General features: G+C 41.9%; 19 protein-coding genes and 1 tRNA gene. 11 read left to right on the top strand and 9 right to left on the bottom strand.

Features of this window, described 5'->3' with window-relative positions; all coding sequences use genetic code 11:
- Window positions 1-59: 59 nt before the first annotated feature.
- The 3 genes from RMZ41_RS06980 to RMZ41_RS06970 form a co-directional block, all read right to left on the bottom strand.
- Window positions 60-230 carry a hypothetical protein gene (locus RMZ41_RS06980; RefSeq protein WP_322641557.1) on the bottom strand — a complete coding sequence of 57 codons (171 nt, stop codon included), beginning with the start codon at window positions 228-230 and terminating at the stop codon, window positions 60-62.
- Between the two features lie 364 nt (window positions 231-594).
- Entirely contained in the window at window positions 595-1,764 is a 1,170-nt protein-coding gene (locus RMZ41_RS06975; RefSeq protein ID WP_322641558.1) for a CapA family protein, read from the bottom strand.
- Between the two features lie 250 nt (window positions 1,765-2,014).
- Window positions 2,015-2,101 (bottom strand) — tRNA-Ser (locus RMZ41_RS06970).
- A gap of 107 nt (window positions 2,102-2,208) precedes the next feature.
- Between RMZ41_RS06970 and RMZ41_RS06965 the strand changes: the two genes are divergently transcribed.
- From RMZ41_RS06965 to RMZ41_RS06935, 7 genes are all read left to right on the top strand, one after another.
- Entirely contained in the window at window positions 2,209-2,577 is a 369-nt protein-coding gene (locus RMZ41_RS06965) for a 2Fe-2S iron-sulfur cluster-binding protein (RefSeq protein ID WP_322641559.1), read from the top strand.
- Window positions 2,578-2,635: 58 nt separating this feature from the next.
- Window positions 2,636-3,181, top strand: coding sequence for a thermonuclease family protein (locus RMZ41_RS06960; protein ID WP_322641572.1), 546 nt, complete (start codon window positions 2,636-2,638; stop codon window positions 3,179-3,181).
- Window positions 3,182-3,243: 62 nt separating this feature from the next.
- A complete protein-coding gene (locus tag RMZ41_RS06955; protein ID WP_322641560.1) occupies window positions 3,244-4,056 on the top strand; it encodes an inositol monophosphatase family protein in 813 nt (270 codons plus the stop codon).
- Window positions 4,057-4,265: 209 nt separating this feature from the next.
- Entirely contained in the window at window positions 4,266-5,228 is a 963-nt protein-coding gene (locus RMZ41_RS06950) for a J domain-containing protein (protein WP_322641561.1), read from the top strand.
- Window positions 5,228-6,436, top strand: a complete 1,209-nt coding sequence (locus RMZ41_RS06945) for an ATP phosphoribosyltransferase regulatory subunit (protein ID WP_322641562.1) — start codon at window positions 5,228-5,230, stop codon at window positions 6,434-6,436. Before RMZ41_RS06950 ends, RMZ41_RS06945 begins: the two co-directional genes overlap by 1 nt.
- A 184-nt stretch (window positions 6,437-6,620) precedes the next feature.
- Window positions 6,621-6,845, top strand: a complete 225-nt coding sequence (locus tag RMZ41_RS06940) for an indolepyruvate ferredoxin oxidoreductase subunit alpha (protein WP_104907250.1) — start codon at window positions 6,621-6,623, stop codon at window positions 6,843-6,845.
- A gap of 72 nt (window positions 6,846-6,917) precedes the next feature.
- Window positions 6,918-7,646: an ABC transporter ATP-binding protein gene (locus tag RMZ41_RS06935; RefSeq protein ID WP_322641563.1), complete on the top strand. Its 729-nt coding sequence runs from the start codon at window positions 6,918-6,920 to the stop codon at window positions 7,644-7,646.
- 203 nt (window positions 7,647-7,849) lie between these two features.
- On the opposite strand, the gene RMZ41_RS06930 is transcribed toward RMZ41_RS06935, so the two are convergent.
- Both RMZ41_RS06930 and RMZ41_RS06925 read right to left on the bottom strand, forming a co-directional pair.
- A complete protein-coding gene (locus RMZ41_RS06930) occupies window positions 7,850-8,281 on the bottom strand; it encodes a hypothetical protein (protein WP_322734373.1) in 432 nt (143 codons plus the stop codon).
- A gap of 181 nt (window positions 8,282-8,462) precedes the next feature.
- Complete coding sequence (locus tag RMZ41_RS06925; RefSeq protein WP_322641565.1) at window positions 8,463-8,642, bottom strand: hypothetical protein; 180 nt, start codon at window positions 8,640-8,642, stop codon at window positions 8,463-8,465.
- A 276-nt stretch (window positions 8,643-8,918) separates the two neighbouring features.
- Between RMZ41_RS06925 and RMZ41_RS06920 the strand changes: the two genes are divergently transcribed.
- Window positions 8,919-9,641, top strand: coding sequence for a carbonic anhydrase (locus RMZ41_RS06920; protein WP_322641566.1), 723 nt, complete (start codon window positions 8,919-8,921; stop codon window positions 9,639-9,641).
- Window positions 9,642-9,983: 342 nt separating this feature from the next.
- On the opposite strand, the gene RMZ41_RS06915 is transcribed toward RMZ41_RS06920, so the two are convergent.
- Window positions 9,984-11,327: a DEAD/DEAH box helicase gene (locus RMZ41_RS06915; RefSeq protein WP_322641567.1), complete on the bottom strand. Its 1,344-nt coding sequence runs from the start codon at window positions 11,325-11,327 to the stop codon at window positions 9,984-9,986.
- A gap of 237 nt (window positions 11,328-11,564) precedes the next feature.
- Here RMZ41_RS06915 and infC point away from each other — a divergent pair, with 237 nt between their 5' ends.
- Window positions 11,565-12,053 carry a translation initiation factor IF-3 gene (gene infC / locus RMZ41_RS06910; protein ID WP_322734374.1) on the top strand — a complete coding sequence of 163 codons (489 nt, stop codon included), beginning with the start codon at window positions 11,565-11,567 and terminating at the stop codon, window positions 12,051-12,053.
- Between the two features lie 583 nt (window positions 12,054-12,636).
- Here infC and RMZ41_RS06905 read toward each other — a convergent pair.
- Complete coding sequence (locus RMZ41_RS06905) at window positions 12,637-12,786, bottom strand: helix-turn-helix domain-containing protein (protein ID WP_409874850.1); 150 nt, start codon at window positions 12,784-12,786, stop codon at window positions 12,637-12,639.
- Between the two features lie 776 nt (window positions 12,787-13,562).
- Between RMZ41_RS06905 and RMZ41_RS06900 the strand changes: the two genes are divergently transcribed.
- Window positions 13,563-14,201, top strand: coding sequence for a PAS domain-containing protein (locus RMZ41_RS06900; protein WP_322641568.1), 639 nt, complete (start codon window positions 13,563-13,565; stop codon window positions 14,199-14,201).
- Between the two features lie 88 nt (window positions 14,202-14,289).
- On the opposite strand, the gene RMZ41_RS06895 is transcribed toward RMZ41_RS06900, so the two are convergent.
- Together RMZ41_RS06895 and RMZ41_RS06890 are read right to left on the bottom strand one after the other, a co-directional pair.
- Window positions 14,290-14,997, bottom strand: coding sequence for a Crp/Fnr family transcriptional regulator (locus RMZ41_RS06895; protein ID WP_322641569.1), 708 nt, complete (start codon window positions 14,995-14,997; stop codon window positions 14,290-14,292).
- 436 nt (window positions 14,998-15,433) lie between these two features.
- A complete protein-coding gene (locus RMZ41_RS06890) occupies window positions 15,434-16,048 on the bottom strand; it encodes a TetR/AcrR family transcriptional regulator (protein ID WP_322641570.1) in 615 nt (204 codons plus the stop codon).
- A gap of 302 nt (window positions 16,049-16,350) precedes the next feature.
- Here RMZ41_RS06890 and RMZ41_RS06885 point away from each other — a divergent pair, with 302 nt between their 5' ends.
- Window positions 16,351-17,658 carry an HlyD family efflux transporter periplasmic adaptor subunit gene (locus RMZ41_RS06885; RefSeq protein ID WP_322641571.1) on the top strand — a complete coding sequence of 436 codons (1,308 nt, stop codon included), beginning with the start codon at window positions 16,351-16,353 and terminating at the stop codon, window positions 17,656-17,658.
- The last annotated feature ends 85 nt before the right edge of the window (window positions 17,659-17,743 follow it).

Genomic DNA, 17,743 nt, shown 5'->3' with positions numbered 1-17,743 from the left:
CATTCTTCTTTTACTGTTAGATTTTGCGCTCTTTATCTACCTTTTACGGGTTTATTCGGTTAGGTGCAAGATATGAGGATCGCAAATGCAGCCAAAGAACGACTCAAACGATTTTTATCATGTTGTTCTTGTGTGTAATTTATCTGAAGTTGAGGAATCATCGGAAAATAATCCCTTCTTAGAACTTCAATGATTTGAGTCCTTTGGGCTTTAGTATTTGGCTTTGACATTAAGTGATAACCCGTATTTTAATTGTTATTAATAAATTATCCTAGAGTAGTGTACCTTTGGAATACGTATATCTTTGATCAATTCGGGGATTGTTGGTGATATATAGTCCTGTTGAGATAAAGGATAGTTTGATGTCTGACTCAGGCGCTCGCTTTTTGACTTTGTAGCAAATGAAGCCGATAAACTTGCCCGGCTAAAGCTTCATTTTTGCACCGCAAACTGTGGTTTTGTTCGTCTAACTTGAAATAGGCGCACCACCAACTATTGAAACAAAATAGCTGTGCGTCCAAAATGTTGGAATTCGTGACTTCAGCCAAGCAAACTATTTTAGATTTTGTCTTAAATCTAAAATTCATCTCACATTTATTTCCCTTTCTGTACAACAACTTCTCCCTTCTTATTAATCTTCACTGGATTTTTAGGAAAAGCTTGATTATTCAAAGAACGCATAAGTTTTACAGTCCGAAAATAGCGATCAATTTGAGGGATTCCTTGCCGACTCATCCGCACAGGGATAATTTTACTTGATACCAAATTTCCCACAGAGTTAAGTTTAACTTCTAAAATCATTGAGTCACCCGTCTGGGCATTTGTAGATAAAGTTCGATATCCTAGAAAGTTCCCTAAAGAATAAGCAATAATTTTTCCCTTATAAATTTCCATCGCTCTCGGAACATGAGGCCCATGTCCTAGTACTAAATCTGCTCCTGCATCAATCATGTTGCGAGCAAACTTGATAGAATTACCTCGGTTTTCTCCATAAAAAAACTCTGTTTGATTTTTAACATGTAGTGCCCCTGTCCCTTCGGCTCCAGCGTGCATCGATACTATTACAATGTTTGCTTTATTTTTAGCTTTTGCTATCAGTGCTTGGGCTGCTGCTAAATTATGAATTGAATTATACATTTCATAAGGAGAAAAACCCACCATTGCTACGGGGATATTGTTAGCTTTCAGATAGAGAATTTGATTTTTATGACCTAATGTTGCGATGCCGACAGCTTCAAGATTTTTCTTTGTATCTTTGAACCCTACCGTCCCAAAATCCATTGCATGATTATTCGCCATATTAAACACATTAAAACCAGCCTCAGCAAATAGCAGAGCATATCCCGGTGGGGAGCGAAAAGCAAAGACTTGTCCTCGACTAGTATCTTTGGTAGTGTAAGGATAATTAGTTAAGCTACTTTCAAAGTTACCAAATAAAATATCAGATCCTTGCAAGTGAGTTCTGATTGACTTTGGTAATAATTGATCTCGAAACCGGGGTAATCTATAGTTAGGAAAATTAGTGCCAGGAATAATATCTCCAACGGCTTTGATAGTAATAGTATCTGAAATTGGCTGTTTTGGTGTTAGTGGTCTAGGTTCATGAATAGCAAGCGGTAATGATACAGTTTCAGTGGGTGTAGTAGCAGCGTTTAATTGCTGTGATTGTCCAAGTCGGATAACAACTCCTATACTAATACCCACATATAAATAAACACTGATAAAACTAAATGAAAGCGCTCTCTCCAAGCTGAGATTTGCCATCGTTTACTCCTCACACAATGGCATCAGTTTATCCCAGAAATCTGTGCGATCGCTGTATACTTTAGTGTTTTTCTGGCAATCTTTTACTCTGTAACTACGGAACTGTAATCTTGTTCCATTTCCAAATAATCATACCTGCCAACTATTAAGCCAAACACCATTGGTTTGTTCAGTTGTTTAAGAATCTTTTTCAACATAAAATAGTAAAGGGTAATACCCGAAAGTCTTACCCTGATTACATTTAATTTAACGGAGAGGGAGAGATTCGAACTCTCGTAGACGTTTCCACCTAACAGACTTTCCAGGTCTGCGCCTTAAACCACTCGGCCACCTCTCCAGGTGCCACAAGTTACGATTGTACTATATAATCCCAGAAAATGCAAAGATAAAGAAAGATATTCTTAGATTAAATCTGAAAATCCTAATTCTACAACGCAAATCCAGATGTCTCGTACATACACAATTAAAGTTCGCGATCGCGCCACTGGCGAAACATACACCCTAGAAGTGCCAGAAGACCGCTACATCCTGCACACTGCCGAAAAACAAGGGGTGGAACTACCGTTTTCCTGCCGCAACGGGGCTTGCACCGCTTGCGCTGTCAGGGTATTGTCGGGAGAAATTTACCAGCCAGAGGCGATCGGATTGTCGCCACATTTACGTCGGCAAGGTTATGCCTTGTTGTGTGTAAGTTATCCCCGTTCTGACTTAGAAGTAGAGACACAAGACGAAGATGAAGTCTACGAACTCCAGTTTGGACGCTATTTTGCTAGAGGAAAAGTTAAAGCGGGTTTACCGTTAGACGAGGAATAAACAATTGAAGAAGGTAGGAGGTAAGAGGCAGGGAGCAGGGGGCATAGGAGAATTTGTGATGGTTGTGAGTTTTGGTAACTGGGTGCGAAAAATAGCTATTTTGGTTTGCTTATTGCTCTTGGTGAGTTGCCAAAGTAAAAACCAGTTGCCAAACAATGAGGCTCAGGTGAAAGTAGCGCGAGTAGTTAGTGGGCAAAGTTTAGAAGTGTTAGGAATGGCTGAACAACCGAATTTGATTTCCCAAGTGCGGTTAGTTGGGGTTGATGCACCAGATTTGCGACAGAGACCTTGGGGAGAAGCGGCAAAAGAACAGTTAGAGAATCTAATTGGTGGTGCAGAAGAATTAGTAACCCTAGAGTTTGATTTAGAAGCAAAAGACAAAATCGGACGAACTCTAGCTTATGTATGGAAAAATAAGGTGTTGTTGAATGAAGAATTAGTTAAACAAGGGAATGCAATGTTTGTTGGGCGATCGCCTAATCATAAATATGACCAGCGTTTAGAACGTGCCCAACAATGGGCTAGACTCATGGGCCAAGGCATCTGGAACTCAGAAAAACCCATGCGCCTCACCCCCGCCGAGTTTCGCCGCCAAAATCTTTGAAGAATTGGAAATTGAGAATTGGGAATGGGGAAGATGAACAAATGACAAATGACAAATGACAAATGACAAATATACAAATTTTTCTAGATATTGCCACAGAAGCGGCCTTAGCTGCTGGCGCTATTTTGCAAGGTTACTTGGGTAAGTTAGAAGACGCAATTATTGAAAAAGGCCGCCCTGGTGATTTAGTCACGGCTGCTGATAAAGCCTCAGAAGAGTTGATTTTAGAAATTTTGCGTCGCCACTTTCCCCAGCACTCTATCCTCGCTGAAGAATCAGGGAAATTAGGTAATCAAGAAAATCAATACCTCTGGGCAATAGATCCTTTAGATGGCACAACTAACTACGCCCATCAATACCCATTTTTTGCCGTCTCTATTGGGCTGTTAATTAATGGCGTTCCAGAAGTTGGTGTAATTTACGATCCATTTCACAATGAGCTATTCAGTGCAGCGACTGGTTTAGGAGCAACGCGAAATCGTCGTCCTATCAATGTTTCGGTAACATCTGAACTGAATAAAAGCCTACTAGTAACAGGATTTGCTTACGATCGCCGCGAAACCTCTGATAACAACTACGCAGAATTTAGTCACCTCACTCATCTTACCCAAGGAGTTAGACGTAGCGGCTCCGCATCGCTAGATTTGGCGTATGTTGCCTGTGGACGTGTAGATGGTTACTGGGAACGAGGGCTTTCTCCTTGGGATATTGCCGCCGGGATAATTTTGTTACAAGAAGCTGGGGGCAAAGTCACTGCCTACGATGGCACTCCTGTCAAAATCGAATCAGGTAGAATTCTGGCCACAAATGGTTATATTCACGACTCCCTCAGTAGCGAACTTTTACGAGTTCCGCCACTGTCAGCGTGGGTATAGAGGTGAGATGGGGGCCAATACGGTTCGGATAAGCATTTTTCATTTTCCTTGTGGTCTGGGGAATGGGTAAGGGGTAAAGGGTAAAGGATGTATGTATTCAAAACCTTTTCCCTTTCCCCTTTAACCGAACCGTATTGAGATGGGAGCTTTCCCTTCGACTTTGGGTAAACTAAAAGGAATCTAACGCTCCTTTGGTGCAAAAAGTCTATATGTCTTTAAAAATAGATCGTGGACTATTTAAATATGATTTCATAGATCATCACGCAATATTATGCGTTCCAGTTGATGCAGATGTGAAAGAGATTCGGAAACGCTATCTCCAAATAGCCCGCCGCTTACACCCGGATAGTAGTTTTACTGAAAGTGATGAACAAAAACAGCTAGGAAACGAATTGTTATCCAAGTGGGTTAACCCAGCTTACGAAAAACTTGCTGGCGATCGCACTCGTACGGAATATATTTTAATTTTGTCGCAAATTGGCAAGCGGCTAGTACAAGAGTCTACTTCGGTAACTCTCAACACCGACTTGGCTAAACAGTTAGCCCAGACACCTAATCTCGATCATGCCTATAAAACAGCGATCGCTAAACTTGCCCAAAGCCAATATGATTCTTTAGAGCAAGTGCAGCAAGTCATTGCCCAAATTAGTGAGTTGAATTTAGTCTATTTAATGCGGAGTGCCAGCAAACTATCCGCAGCAGCAGCGCCGCCACCTGCTCAACCCAAAGTCCAATCAGCTACACCTCAGCCAAATACACCACAAAATACACCCCCAGAACCAGCACCAGCGCCACCAAAAGAAGACGCAGTTGTAGAACAGTATGTTCGTCGCGCTCAATCTTTGATTGATAAAAACCAATTTGGGCAAGCCAAAGTAGAGTTACAAGATGCCCTGAAACTGGAACCTAAAAATAGCCGTTGCCATAGCTTAATCGCAATGGTGTATTTGAAGCAAAATCAGCTAAAAATGGCAAAAATCCACTTTGACAACGCTCTCAAATTAGACCCCAATGACGAAACGGCTCTGCAATGGAAACCTAAAATAGATAAAGCTCTAGGACAACAACCTAACGATCATAAGGTGACTTCATCCGCCAATAATGGAGATAAGCAACCAGATAAATCTGGTAGTGGTTTGTTTGGTGGTTTGTTTGGTGGGAAGAAAAAATAATGGTGTATCAACCAGCATTGGGAGCCAGGGATTTATTGCCCTTGGATGTGGAGAAAAAAAGCTGGATTGAAGATCGGTTACAGCAGGTGTTTCATCGTTGGGGATATCACAGAATTATCACCTCAACTTTAGAGCGCATGGATACTCTGATGGCAGGGGAAGCAATTCAGCGCCAGATGGTGATTCAACTACAAGGTGAAGATGATGAATTAGGGCTACGTCCAGAATTAACGGCATCCATTGCTCGTACCGTTGTCACTCGTATGGCAAATACAAGTTATCCACAACGCTTGTACTACAACGCCAATGTGTTTCGTCGCACGTGGGAAAGTAGACACAATCGCCAGCAAGAGTTTTATCAAGCTGGAGTGGAGTTGTTAGGTGCTGGCGGATTGCTGGCGAATGCGGAAGTACTGTTATTAGTCGCAGATTGTCTAGCAGCATTGGGTTTGCAGCAATGGCACTTAATTTTAGGTGAAGCCGGAATTACGCGATCGCTCCTGAGTGCCTTTCCTGCTAATTTACAGGATAAAGTTCGTAGTGCGATCGCTCATCTCGACCGCATTACTATAGATACTTTACCCTTGAGTGACAAACTACGCGATCGCGCCAGAATCATGCTGGATCTGCGCGGCCCTAGTGCAGACGTATTACAAAAAGTTAGTAGTTTGGATCTAGACGAAGAACAGCGAGAGGCAGTGAATAATCTCAAATCCCTAGTAGAGTTACTAGAATCAGAGAAAAAATTTCCCTTAATCCTCGACCTCAGCCTCATCCAGACCATAGATTACTATACTGGTATTGTCTTTGAAGTCGTCAATGATACCGAATCTCAAGCCAGAGTTTTAGGGCGTGGTGGTCGCTATGACCAACTTCTGGGTTTATATCATCCTCAAGGAGAAAATATTCCCGGCATTGGCTTTGGACTCAACATCGAAGATTTATACCAAGTTTTATTGTCTACTCAGCAATTACCGCAAGTAACGCCAGCGAGTAACTGGTTAGTAGTACCAGAGACAGCGAGTGCTAACGCCGCTGCCTTTGCCTACGCGCAAAAACTGCGAGATTCCACCCATTTGGTGCGGGTAGAAATTGATTTAGGGGGAAGGGATACAGACGCTATTCGCCAATATGCACGCGATCACAGCATAGCCCAAATTGCTTGGATCAAAGCTGATGGTTCCCCAAAGATTGAATCATTGCGTTAGTGGGAATTGGGGATTGGGGATTGGGGATTGGGGATTGGGGATTGGGAATTAATTAGTTATTGTTTCTCTCCCTGCTCCCTGCCCCCTGCCCCCTGCTCCCTGCCCCTGCCCCCTGCCCCCTGCCCCCTGCGCCCTCCCCTGCTAGGCTAGAAATAGCTGATACAGAAAAGAGGGAATCGAGAACATGCCGCACACAATTGTTACAGAAGTCTGTGAAGGCGTAGCTGACTGCGTAGATGCCTGTCCAGTCGCTTGTATTCATGATGGCCCAGGCAAAAATGCCAAGGGAACAGATTGGTACTGGATTGACTTTGCCACTTGCATCGACTGTGGTATATGTCTCCAAGTTTGCCCAGTAGAAGGGGCGATTCTGCCAGAAGAACGACCGGAGTTGCAAAAAACTCCGTAATAGTCCATAGTCAACAGTCAATAGTTATTTTTGACTGTTGACCAATGACCAATGACCAATGACCAATGACCAATGACAAATGACTATTTACTAGATGTTCAAAATGTCCATGCTGGATACATCAAAGATGTAGATATCCTGCAAGGAGTGAATTTTCAGGTTGCGCCAGGGGAATTAGTAACAGTGATTGGCCCCAATGGTGCGGGTAAATCTACTTTAGCAAAAGCAATTTTTGGCCTTTTGATCCCCCACATAGGCACAATTACCTTTAAAGGTGAAAATATTGTGGGGCTGAAGTCCAATCAAATTGTTCAACGAGGAATGTGCTATGTACCACAAATCGCCAATGTTTTCCCTTCTCTGAGTGTTGAAGAGAACTTGGAGATGGGTGCTTTTGTGCTTAACGTTCCTCTGAAGCCAATTAAAGATAAAATATTTACCATGTTCCCAAGATTAAGCGATCGCCGTCGTCAACGCGCTGGTACTCTCTCTGGAGGAGAACGCCAGATGCTAGCGATGGGCAAGGCTTTGATGTTGGAACCTAGTTTGCTGATTTTAGATGAACCATCTGCTGCTTTATCCCCGATCTTGGTGACACAAGTATTTGAGCAGATTAAACAAATTAATCAGGCGGGAACTGCGATCGTATTAGTAGAACAAAATGCCCGTAAAGCCTTAGAGATGGCGAATCGTGGCTATGTACTGGAGTCGGGACGCGATGCTATCTCTGGCCTTGGTCAAGAACTGTTGAACGATCCGAAAGTGGGTGAATTATATCTAGGAGCAGGTAAAAGACATTAATTTCTTTAATTACTCTTGCCCCTATTCAACATAACACCACTTTAAATAAGGAAACTTCACGAGCCGATAGCGATGTCGAAGGCGGGCTACGCCTACGCTATCTATAAACTAATACAAAATATAACGATTCCTGCCACTGCCGCGACCGTCGTTTTCGATGCTCAAAGAATTCTCCCCAATAATCCTTGCGTTTCTAATCACATCTACAGTGAGTAAAAAGGTAAAACAGGACATTCATTCATGAAAAAATCATAAAAATGCAAATTAATTGGATTTGGCAGAATCCCAACTGAAGAAGAAGGCTTACTAAACTTCGTATATATAAAGCGCTGCATTACTTTTTGATATACTCCTGAGTCATAAAAACTCCTGCAAAGCTGCTCCAGAGAGAATCTGGGGCATTTCTTAATGGTATAAAAACACTTATGTTTATCCCAATCAAAATTGATTAAGTGCTTTTGGCAATTTGGCATCCAAAATATTTCTGCTCCAGTTTTAATTGATATATCAGCAGGGTTACTGGGACATTGAGAAACTTCTACAAGGGAATTTATTCCCGTCTCAAAAATCCCACCCAATGGCCAGTTGTTGACGCTCACGTGTAAACTACCTGAAATGGTGGATGCAGTAAACAAGCGTCACCGCTTCACCACAACTGGCTAGAAATCAAACAGAAAACATATAGTACAAATGGACTGATACCATGAAATCCTGATACAGATATAGGGATGTACATCTGTACACCCATATAGCTGATTTATTATGTTGCAAAGGTTTTTGATGGAGATATTAAGATAGTAGAGCGATCGCCACCATTCATTTAACCTGTAGTTGCCTAAGTTTATTTTTTGCCGATAGTAGTAACTCTTGAGCTTTTAAATAGGCTGTTGTGCCATTTTGCACTTTTTCTAATTGATTAATAATACTCTGCAATTGACTCAACACCCGATTGTGCTTCACATCATTAGCATCAACAGGAGCATCCCAATTTTGCAAGTTTACAAGATGATAAATTGTTATTACGAGTGAAGCTGAGTGGAATTAAGCAATTGCAGTATCTAGACTTTGCGATTGCTTCGCTCCATTTCATGAAGCTCGCAATGACGGCTTATATTTATGCATATTATGGATGTTATCTTCACTACAAACTAGGGGTTTATCTGATAATATCTGAAGATTAAATGACTCTTAAATCGTGTAAAAGAGTACTCTTACATCTTGCTTTAATCTGATATCTTTTTGAGAACAGATTTGTTGTTATTAGCTAGATTAATGAGCCGAATTAATGGATTTGTCGGGCGACGTGATTTCTTAAAGTTTGCCAGTGTTGTAGGTATTGCGGCTACTACTTTTGGTGATAGCTTTTGGAATCCAGAGCAAACTGCTATTGCTGATATTCATCCAAGCAACCCTAATCCAGTTAATCCTAATGAAGCTATCAAAAGCTTATTAGATGGTAATCAAAGATTTATTGAACAAAAACGTAAATATCCTGATCAATCATTAGAACGTCTACGATTAGTTGCTCAAGCTCAGTATCCCTTTGCTGCTATATTAGGCTGTGCAGATTCTAGAGTCCCTGCGGAAATCATTTTCGATCGAGGACTTGGAGATTTATTTGTTGTGCGAGTTGCTGGTAATGTTGTGAGTGACACCGTTATAGGTAGTCTAGAATACTCTACAACAGTATTGGGTTCGCAGTTAATTATGGTTTTGGGTCATAAAAGATGCGGCGCAGTTACAGAAGCAATTAAAAACGAACCACTTCCTGGCAGAATTGGTTTGATTACTGAGGGTATCAAACCATCTATTGAAAGAGTAAAGTTAAGAACAGGCGATAATATACAAGATGCAGTTATAGCTAACATTCAATATCAAACTGAAAAATTGCAGGAAAGCTCAACGATTTTAGCTAAATTACTCAGTGAAGGTAAACTCAAAATTGTTGGCGCTTGTTACAATATTGACACTGGCAAAGTCAATATTATTGATTGAATACATAACATCTTTTAGAGGTAGTATTCTGAGTTTAATACTTTTGCAAAAAACCATTTTTTATTGACAATTTTTAAAACTATAGGAATCCGGTTTGATTGCTGCAAATATACGTAGGATGTGTTAGCAATAGCGTAACACATCAAACCCTTGATAATAGTGCGTCACGAACTCCATTCTAACAAATTCTACAATATCTAATTCCGTTCAAAAATCAAATATTAATCCTATATAATAGTCAAAATAAGGCGTAAACGTCATCAAGAAGTTGACGCTTACACCCAACAAATTCAAGCTTTATCTTGACACCATTGCACAACTGTGCATCTCTAATAACGAAGATTAGCGATCGCGTTTATCAAAACGGCGCGATGACGACGAACGCGCCCCAGAGCGATCGCCATTGGTCGCGGGTGGTGCTGCTTTACATTTAGCTGATGTCCGTGGTAAAGGTTTAGGAGTACGAGCCGGACGCTTGTCACCCCCAGGTTTGGGTCTGTGTTGCCGTCCGTTGGGGATTGCTTCGGGCTGAATATCGAGGTTGGGGCCAAAGCCAGCCACTACTTCCCTTGGCAAACGCTGCTCAATCAATTTTTCGATATCTGTTAATAAAGGGTATTCATCGACGCACACCAGCGATACAGCTTCACCTAACGCGCCAGCCCGACCGGTGCGCCCAATGCGATGAACATAATCTTCCGGTACATTGGGCAAATCAAAGTTAACTACATGGGGCAATTCACTGATATCAAGACCCCTAGCAGCAATATCTGTCGCCACCAATACCTGTAAGCTGCCATTCTTGAATTTTGCCAGAGCATTAGTACGCACCGGCTGGCTTTTATTCCCGTGGATTGCCAGCGCTTGAATGCGGTCTTCGCCCAGCTGCTTAACCAAACGATCAGCGCCATATTTGGTGCGAGTAAACACTAGTACTTGATACCAATTATCTCGTCGAATCAAGTGAGCAAGTAATTGGCGTTTCTTGTCACGGTCTACTTGGTAAACTTTTTGGGCGATCGTTTCGGCGGTAACGTTGCGGCGTGCCACCTCAATCATCTTCGGGTTATTGAGCAATCCGGCGGCTAGCGCTTTAATTTTGTCTGAAAAGGTAGCAAAGAATAACAAATTTTGTCGCTGTTTGGGCAAAAGTGCAAGGATACGGCGGATATCATGAATAAAGCCCATGTCTAGCATCCGGTCTGCTTCATCTAGCACCAAAACTTCAATATGCGACAGGTTCAGCGTACCCTGCTGTACATGGTCTAGCAGTCGCCCTGGAGTAGCGACCAAAATATCGACTCGGTTCTTCAAACGCTGTTTTTGCAGATTAATACCGACTCCGCCAAACATCACCATTGAGTTTAACTGCAAGTATTTGCCGTACTCGCGCACGCTTTCTTCCACTTGGGCGGCGAGTTCACGAGTCGGGGTGAGAATCAGCGCCCGAATGGGTCGGTATCCATTAGATGTACCTTTGACGTTCTTCTCAGACGACAACCTATGCAGAAGCGGCAGGGTAAAACTAGCGGTCTTGCCAGTGCCTGTTTGCGCCCCAGCTAACAAATCGCTACCCGACAAGACGGCAGGAATCGCCTGTATCTGAATTGGTGTTGGTTCGGTGTACCCTCGCTCTGTAACCGCACGGATAATTTCATTGGACAAGCCGAGAGTAGAAAAATTCATAAAACTCCAAAAGTAACATCGGCCTGTCGCCAATGGCGGCATCAGTCTTAGGCGGACGGATAAAAAAGTGTTGAAAGGCTGGATGGGCAATAGCGCAAAGACTGAAGAGCGAGTGCCGCAATTCCACATTCTAACAGATTGTAGTCGATTGTGTGGTTAAAGTTGCTCTGATTCAGTGTTGTGTTAAATTAGCATTACTTGGAATCTAAAGTGTTGAACAATTAGGAGAAATTCGTTATCGCAATCCAAAAGCAACTGATTAATTCACAAATCAAGTCACCTAGTGTCTTCTTGATTGACCATGAGAATAATAATCGTGGTCTGATCGACACCAATGAGGCGCTACAGCTAGCCGAAAGCTTAGAGCTTGACTTAGTTGTAGTCTCTCAAGGTAAAGAAGCCCCCATCGCCAAGATTCTCAACTATGGCAAGCTTCAGTATCAAAAGAAAAAACGTCAGAGTCAGAGTGCTAGACCCACGGTGAAGGAAGTTCGATTTGGTCTAAACGTGGGCATAGCTGATTACAATTTACGCATCGAACAAGCCGGCCAATGGTTGAGTAAAGGCGATTCAGTTAAGTTTGCCATCCGTTTACGAGGCCGAGAACATCAATATCGTGATAAAGCAGGAGAACTGCTAGACCGAATTGCCAACGATCTCAGTCAAGTAGGTAAAGTCCAGTCACTGGATAAACGCGCACTAGTTGTTCAAGTTATTCCTGCCTAGTTAATCTTGCGATCGCTAGACGATATATTTGTAACAGCTTGTAAAGAATGAAAAACCTGGAGGCAACACTGTAGCTTCTATGGAAAAAACATCGAAATTATCCCCATTGAAGGCAGCAAGGGGATTTTTTCATTGTGCATCGGGTCGCGCTTACAAATAGCTATATTGGAGATGAGAATGGAAGCCTAAACCCAGTTAGGGATGCCATAGCCCCCGGCATTGGGACATGGAAACATTGCAAATCCTTTTTACGAATATTGATAGAGGCAGCCCCACTTCTGTGAAACTCAAAGCCGCACTGAAATTTATAAGTAAGTGCGGTTTTTGGTTTTATGACGATAACATGAACAGGAGTCAGAATTCAGGAGTCAGAATTCAGAATACTCTATCCCTTTATGGGTAGAGTATTAATAAGGAATAATGCTTAAAATTTGTTTCGCTTGACTTCAGGCAAGGTTTTAAATCAATATTCAGATCGCTCATAGTGTTGCTATACCGTAGGCTTTATGCTGCGCTATCACCCAGTCGTACATAAGAATTCTTCTTGAGAAATACTGAGCCGTTGAAAATTCTCTTCATGATTTTATCGGCAATGAGAAAACCGTTTCACAATATCCTTTACTGTCTCATAGCTTAGATGAAACTGCTGGGCAATCTGGCGGCTAGAATACCCTTCTCTAACCATCGTTAAGACTTGAAAGGCATACTTGTCTAATTGTTTTAAATCATCCATTTGGTTTCTAAACCTTTTGTATAAGGGTTGTTTAAAAAAAAGTATTACTTAGATGAAACTATTATTCCAAAAGAAGTTATTACAGTCATTTTTTGTAATCATTTTAATTTATAAAAAAGTCTCTAGTTTATTCAAAAACTAGAGAACTCACCGTGTTTAATATCGTCTAAGAAAAAGCTACTCTTTTTATTAACTTTATTCTTCCATCTTGTGAATCAGTAAAGACAGATAAGGTATGATTTCATGTTAAGTTTGATAGCAATCGGGGATACAAAACAAAAGGATCGGGATTTCAGTATCGCTGTTCAAATAACCTCAATACCTTTCTCCAGGCAGATGAGTACTTTATTTATGGTTAGGGATACTTTTAAGAAAATCGAGTCAGAAATATAAATCATAGACTTGCTGAAAATTTCTATTTATAAGGGTTATAAAGAGGATCAACCTCTCAACCTTGCCTAGTTGTGGTTTTTCAAAGCCAGGGGGTAAAAACTCATACCGACTCTTGCAGCGATACCAAGTTTGAATGTCGAGAGCGGAATTTCATAAGTTTGTACGAAATCGTACTGACTAGGAGCGATTGAGTATTTTAGTCTTTAAACAATACTTTAATGCAGGCAATTCTGAAGCTATAAAAGATTTGGGAACAGATTCATCAATGGCAATATATCTTAACTTTTCATGACTGGCTAAAACCTAGTAAAAAATGATTACTCAGATAAAACCCATTAAAAATTGTTAACAGTCTTGTATCTATTCAGGAATTGAAACTTAATATGTCGCCTGAATTGATCGTAAATGTAAATATATTTACCGAGCAGTTACAGTCACTGCAACAGTGTTTAAACTTGTATCAAGATATGAACACTGGAGTACAGCCAGAAACTGATTTGCTGTTAGCAGCCTTGAAAAAACTTAATACTGCTTCAAAAACACTAGTGGTAGTTACAGAAAAACTGTTTGAGCAAACTCAAAAATTGGTAAATTCACAAGCACACCTTAGAGAGGAATACAAGCGCTATCAAGACCTGTTAAAGTTCATACCAAATGCTTATTTCGTGAGTGACACACAAGGAAAAATTCTATCAGCAAATTGTGTCACTGCCACACTGTTCAATCTTCAACGGCGATTTTTGGTAAACAAACCCTTGGCCTGTTTCATCGCAGCAGAAGAACGTCGGGCGTTTCGTTGCCAACTAAACCAGATGTACGAGTGTGAGTGTGACTATGTGCAAGAGTTGATATTACGCATACAGCCTCGTGACTATGAACCTTTTAAGGCTGCTATGAGTGTAGCTCCTATGCGGGACATTAAAGGCAAGTTAACAGGTTGGCACTGGATAGTGCGCGACATGACTCAATACGGTTCGGTTAAGCTCCTCCCGCCTGCGGCAATCTCTACCCTTGCCCGATAATGATTATTATTCCTTATTAATACTCAACCCATAAAGGGATAGAGTATTCACCAATTCTGAATTCTGAATTCTGACTCCTGCTTATCAGCTATTTCTTTGCCTTAAAGTTTAGCAGGCGATCGTATTCGTGTTTGATTACCCAATAACACTCGCAAGCAGTTTCTTCTAGTCCCTGCCGATCAATGATTTTGATTTTCTTTCGGCCGCATTGGATAAGACCTTTCTTTTCTAGGATGTGCGCGGTTTCCGTGATACCAGAACGGCGCACGCCCAGCATGTGGGAGAGGAACTCATGGGACAGGGACAGTTCATCGCAGTAGAGACGATCGCTCGACTCAAGCAACCAACGGGCCATGCGTTTTTCTATAGTATGAGTGCGGTTGCAGGCAACATTCTGTGAGATTTGGGCGATATAAGCCTGTGTGTATTTGAGCAGCACGTCCCGCAGCGACTTATTGGTGTCGAACTCGTGAAGCAGCAGATGTGCCTTCATTTTCAGTGCTTTACCGGGAACCTGTATGATGTACTGGGTCTGCGTCGTCTCGTCACCGCCCATGAAGGCGTTGATTCCGACCATCTCGCGGCTTCCAACGACTCCGGCTTCAACTGTGATGCCATTCATCATCGTGATGGTAACTGAGATCAGGCAAGTGAGGGGGAAGTAGACTTCTTGGATTGTTTCGCTAGGGTTGTTGAGTATCTCGCCGGATGGAAGCTCTACCTGTTCTATTTTGCTTTCTATCCGCTTGTACACCTCGCGGGGCAAGGCGGTGAGCAGAAGGTTTTCAGTAGCCATATTTTTGTTAAAGCCTGTTTATTAACTATTTTTAAAATTGTTAAGCTATGCCATCCGAGGATTTATAAGAAGAATTCAGAACTCAGGAGCATGTAATCATGGGTGGCATATTATAGTTCAGAATTGATTATGTGATGTCTGCTTGATTACTTATTAAACCAGAAGTTTCTCACCCCGCCAACGGACACGAAATCAAGGTGATATTTGACTACGGCCAAGTTTTCAGAGCAAATAAATTTATTTATGGGGATTGTAATGCAAGAATTTTGTTAGCGCAGCGTAAAACCTGCGGCATGGCAACGCTATGAGCGAATGCAGACTCGCTTTTAGCGTCTCGTAGAGAGCGTCATTTTGAATTTTGAATTCCCCGTTTGCGTAGCTTCCTGCAGGGAGGGGGTTGACCTTCTGACTGAACACGCGCCGATAAATAGCTAATCTAACTGGCGCATTTAGTGATTAAGTGTGTCAAGGCATCAATCAGGCGATCGCTTTCCATTGGTACAATATCCTTTCCGTGCATCACATCTTGAGTAATGTGAAAATGCACCAATGCTCCTATGAGAATTCTTGCTGTTGCTTCCGGGTCAGGTATGTTTAGTTCAGGAGCCGCTAAGTAGTGAGTGAGAGTTTCCGTTACTGGCTTAATTATTGCACGAACACAAATTTTAGCTAACTCAGGAAAACGACCAGATTCCCCGATTAGGACTCGCATAAATGCACTATGGTCTTTGTCATTAACCATCTGCTCTAATGCTTTGGTTGCTATCTGGCGCAGTATGCTAGCTGGTTCTCCCTCAATAGGTTCTGTGCCAAAAATGGAGTTGTTTTTTTTGCTTGCCAGTTGCTCTATTAGGACTTTAAAAAGTCCTTCTTTATCTTGAAAATGGCTGTAGACCGTCGCTTTAGATACACCTGCTGCTACTGCTACCCGATCCATGCTTGTTCCAGCATAGCCATGTTGAAGGAATTCTTGCATTGCCCCTTGCAGAATTTGCTCTACTTTATCAACAGAATTGTCTCGATCTACTTCGCCAGTTTTGATGCGTACCATTTATTAATCATCCTTTCGTATAAACAATATTAATAGATGCTGCAAAAGATCCCTGTAAAAAATAGCGAAAATAAATATATTCGATAAAGCTCGAAAGCCTCTGTATATCAGCTTTTCTCCTTTCTGCTTTCTTGTAATAAACAATCAATTTCAATTGTGAATAGCATTTTGCTGCATAATACCGAGCAAATGGATTGATGAGTTTAGTTATATCATATTGACTAAACTAGTCGGTTTAGTTTAGCATAAATTGAACTGGACAGTTTAGTACAAGTTGCTACTGGTGGTAAGGGAAAAAGAGTATGGAGCAAAACAGAAATTCAGAGAGTTTAGGGTCTTCTCGGAATCCTTTGCGATCGCCTGTTCTACTTGCAATAATTGCAGCACTAGCAATAGGTGGACTCAGTGTTTATGCTGTGATGAAATTTCAGGCTACAGCCAATGAAAAACAAAAAACACCAGTAGCAGTACAGCCTGTGGTAAAAACTGTAACAGCTTTAGGGCGGTTGGAGCCAAAAGGAGAGGTAATAAAACTGTCAGCGCCATCTTCTAATGAAGGAAATCGGGTAGAGCAACTATTAGTCAAAGAAGGCGATAGTGTCAAAGCTGGGCAGGTGATTGCAATTATGGATAGCCGCGATCGCCTACAAGCTACCTTGCGTGAAGCCCAAAAACAAGTTCAAGTTGCCAAATCTCGCCTTAACCAGGTAAAAGCTGGAGCCAAACAGGGAGAAATTGGAGTGCGTCAAGCTGCTATAAATCGTCTGCAAGTAGAACTAGAAGGAAACATTAAAACTCAGCAAGCCACAATTAATCGTCTAGAAGCAGAACTTCTTGGGCAACAACGGAGCTTGCAAGCAACAGTGGCCCGCGTCGCAGCCGAGAAACGTAATGCTCAAGCTGAGGTGCAGCGCTACGAGACTTTATATAAAGCAGGAGCAATTTCTAACCAAGAAGTTGATAACAGACGCTTAAACGCCGAAACTTCTACTCAAGCCTTAATTGAAAGCCAAGCCACCCAGACAAGAACTGTAGCCACCCTCCAACAACAGCTTAACGAAGCAAAAGCCAACCAAGATCAAACCCTTGCCAGCTTGCAACAGCAGATTAGGGAAGCAAAAGCTAACCTGAATCAAACCGTTGAAGTCCGTCCCACAGATATAGCAAATGCACAGGCAGAGATAGACAGCGCTCAAGCCACCGTAGATAAAATTAGAGCAGAACTAGCGCAAGCATACATTGTGGCTCCTAAATCCGGTCGAATTTTGGAGATTAATACGCGGGCTGGAGAAACTGTTGGCAATGAAGGAATTGTCGCTCTCGGTCAAACTGACCAGATGTATGCAGTAGTAGAAGTCTACCAAAGTGATATTAAGAGAGTACGTCCAGGACAGGATGTGCGGGTAAGTAGTGATTCTTTACGCAATGAATTAGGGGGAAGAGTGGATTGGATTGGTATGCAGGTAAAGCGGCAAAATCTGGTCAACACTGACCCTTCTAGCAATATTGATGCCAGAGTAGTGGAAGTTCATGTGCAATTGAATAAACTATCCAGCCAAAATGCTTCCAGCTTTACTAATTTGCAAGTCAAGGCAGTGATTGAACTTTAAAGGGAATTGGGAATTGGGAATGAAAAAGAGACAAGGTAGACAAGGAAGAAGGGGGAGACAAGAGAGAGACTTATTCAGTAATTCC

The sequence above is a fragment of the Nostoc sp. DedVER02 genome, from assembly GCF_034530675.2.
Lineage (GTDB): Bacteria > Cyanobacteriota > Cyanobacteriia > Cyanobacteriales > Nostocaceae > Nostoc.
The sequence above is the reverse complement of the archived record's forward strand: the minus strand, read 5'-3'. Positions and strand labels throughout refer to the sequence as shown.

Coding starts and splice junctions, on each gene's coding strand:
- RMZ41_RS06950 (WP_322641561.1), top strand. CDS start 4,266: ATGTCTTTAAAAATAGATCGTGGACTATTTAAATATGATTTCATAGAT.
- RMZ41_RS06980 (WP_322641557.1), bottom strand. CDS start 230: ATGTCAAAGCCAAATACTAAAGCCCAAAGGACTCAAATCATTGAAGTT.
- RMZ41_RS06960 (WP_322641572.1), top strand. CDS start 2,636: ATGGTTGTGAGTTTTGGTAACTGGGTGCGAAAAATAGCTATTTTGGTT.
- RMZ41_RS06955 (WP_322641560.1), top strand. CDS start 3,244: ATGACAAATATACAAATTTTTCTAGATATTGCCACAGAAGCGGCCTTA.
- RMZ41_RS06900 (WP_322641568.1), top strand. CDS start 13,563: ATGTCGCCTGAATTGATCGTAAATGTAAATATATTTACCGAGCAGTTA.
- RMZ41_RS06920 (WP_322641566.1), top strand. CDS start 8,919: ATGAGCCGAATTAATGGATTTGTCGGGCGACGTGATTTCTTAAAGTTT.
- RMZ41_RS06890 (WP_322641570.1), bottom strand. CDS start 16,048: ATGGTACGCATCAAAACTGGCGAAGTAGATCGAGACAATTCTGTTGAT.
- RMZ41_RS06975 (WP_322641558.1), bottom strand. CDS start 1,764: ATGGCAAATCTCAGCTTGGAGAGAGCGCTTTCATTTAGTTTTATCAGT.
- RMZ41_RS06905 (WP_409874850.1), bottom strand. CDS start 12,786: ATGGATGATTTAAAACAATTAGACAAGTATGCCTTTCAAGTCTTAACG.
- RMZ41_RS06915 (WP_322641567.1), bottom strand. CDS start 11,327: ATGAATTTTTCTACTCTCGGCTTGTCCAATGAAATTATCCGTGCGGTT.
- RMZ41_RS06895 (WP_322641569.1), bottom strand. CDS start 14,997: ATGGCTACTGAAAACCTTCTGCTCACCGCCTTGCCCCGCGAGGTGTAC.
- RMZ41_RS06945 (WP_322641562.1), top strand. CDS start 5,228: ATGGTGTATCAACCAGCATTGGGAGCCAGGGATTTATTGCCCTTGGAT.
- RMZ41_RS06885 (WP_322641571.1), top strand. CDS start 16,351: ATGGAGCAAAACAGAAATTCAGAGAGTTTAGGGTCTTCTCGGAATCCT.
- RMZ41_RS06965 (WP_322641559.1), top strand. CDS start 2,209: ATGTCTCGTACATACACAATTAAAGTTCGCGATCGCGCCACTGGCGAA.
- RMZ41_RS06940 (WP_104907250.1), top strand. CDS start 6,621: ATGCCGCACACAATTGTTACAGAAGTCTGTGAAGGCGTAGCTGACTGC.
- RMZ41_RS06935 (WP_322641563.1), top strand. CDS start 6,918: ATGACAAATGACTATTTACTAGATGTTCAAAATGTCCATGCTGGATAC.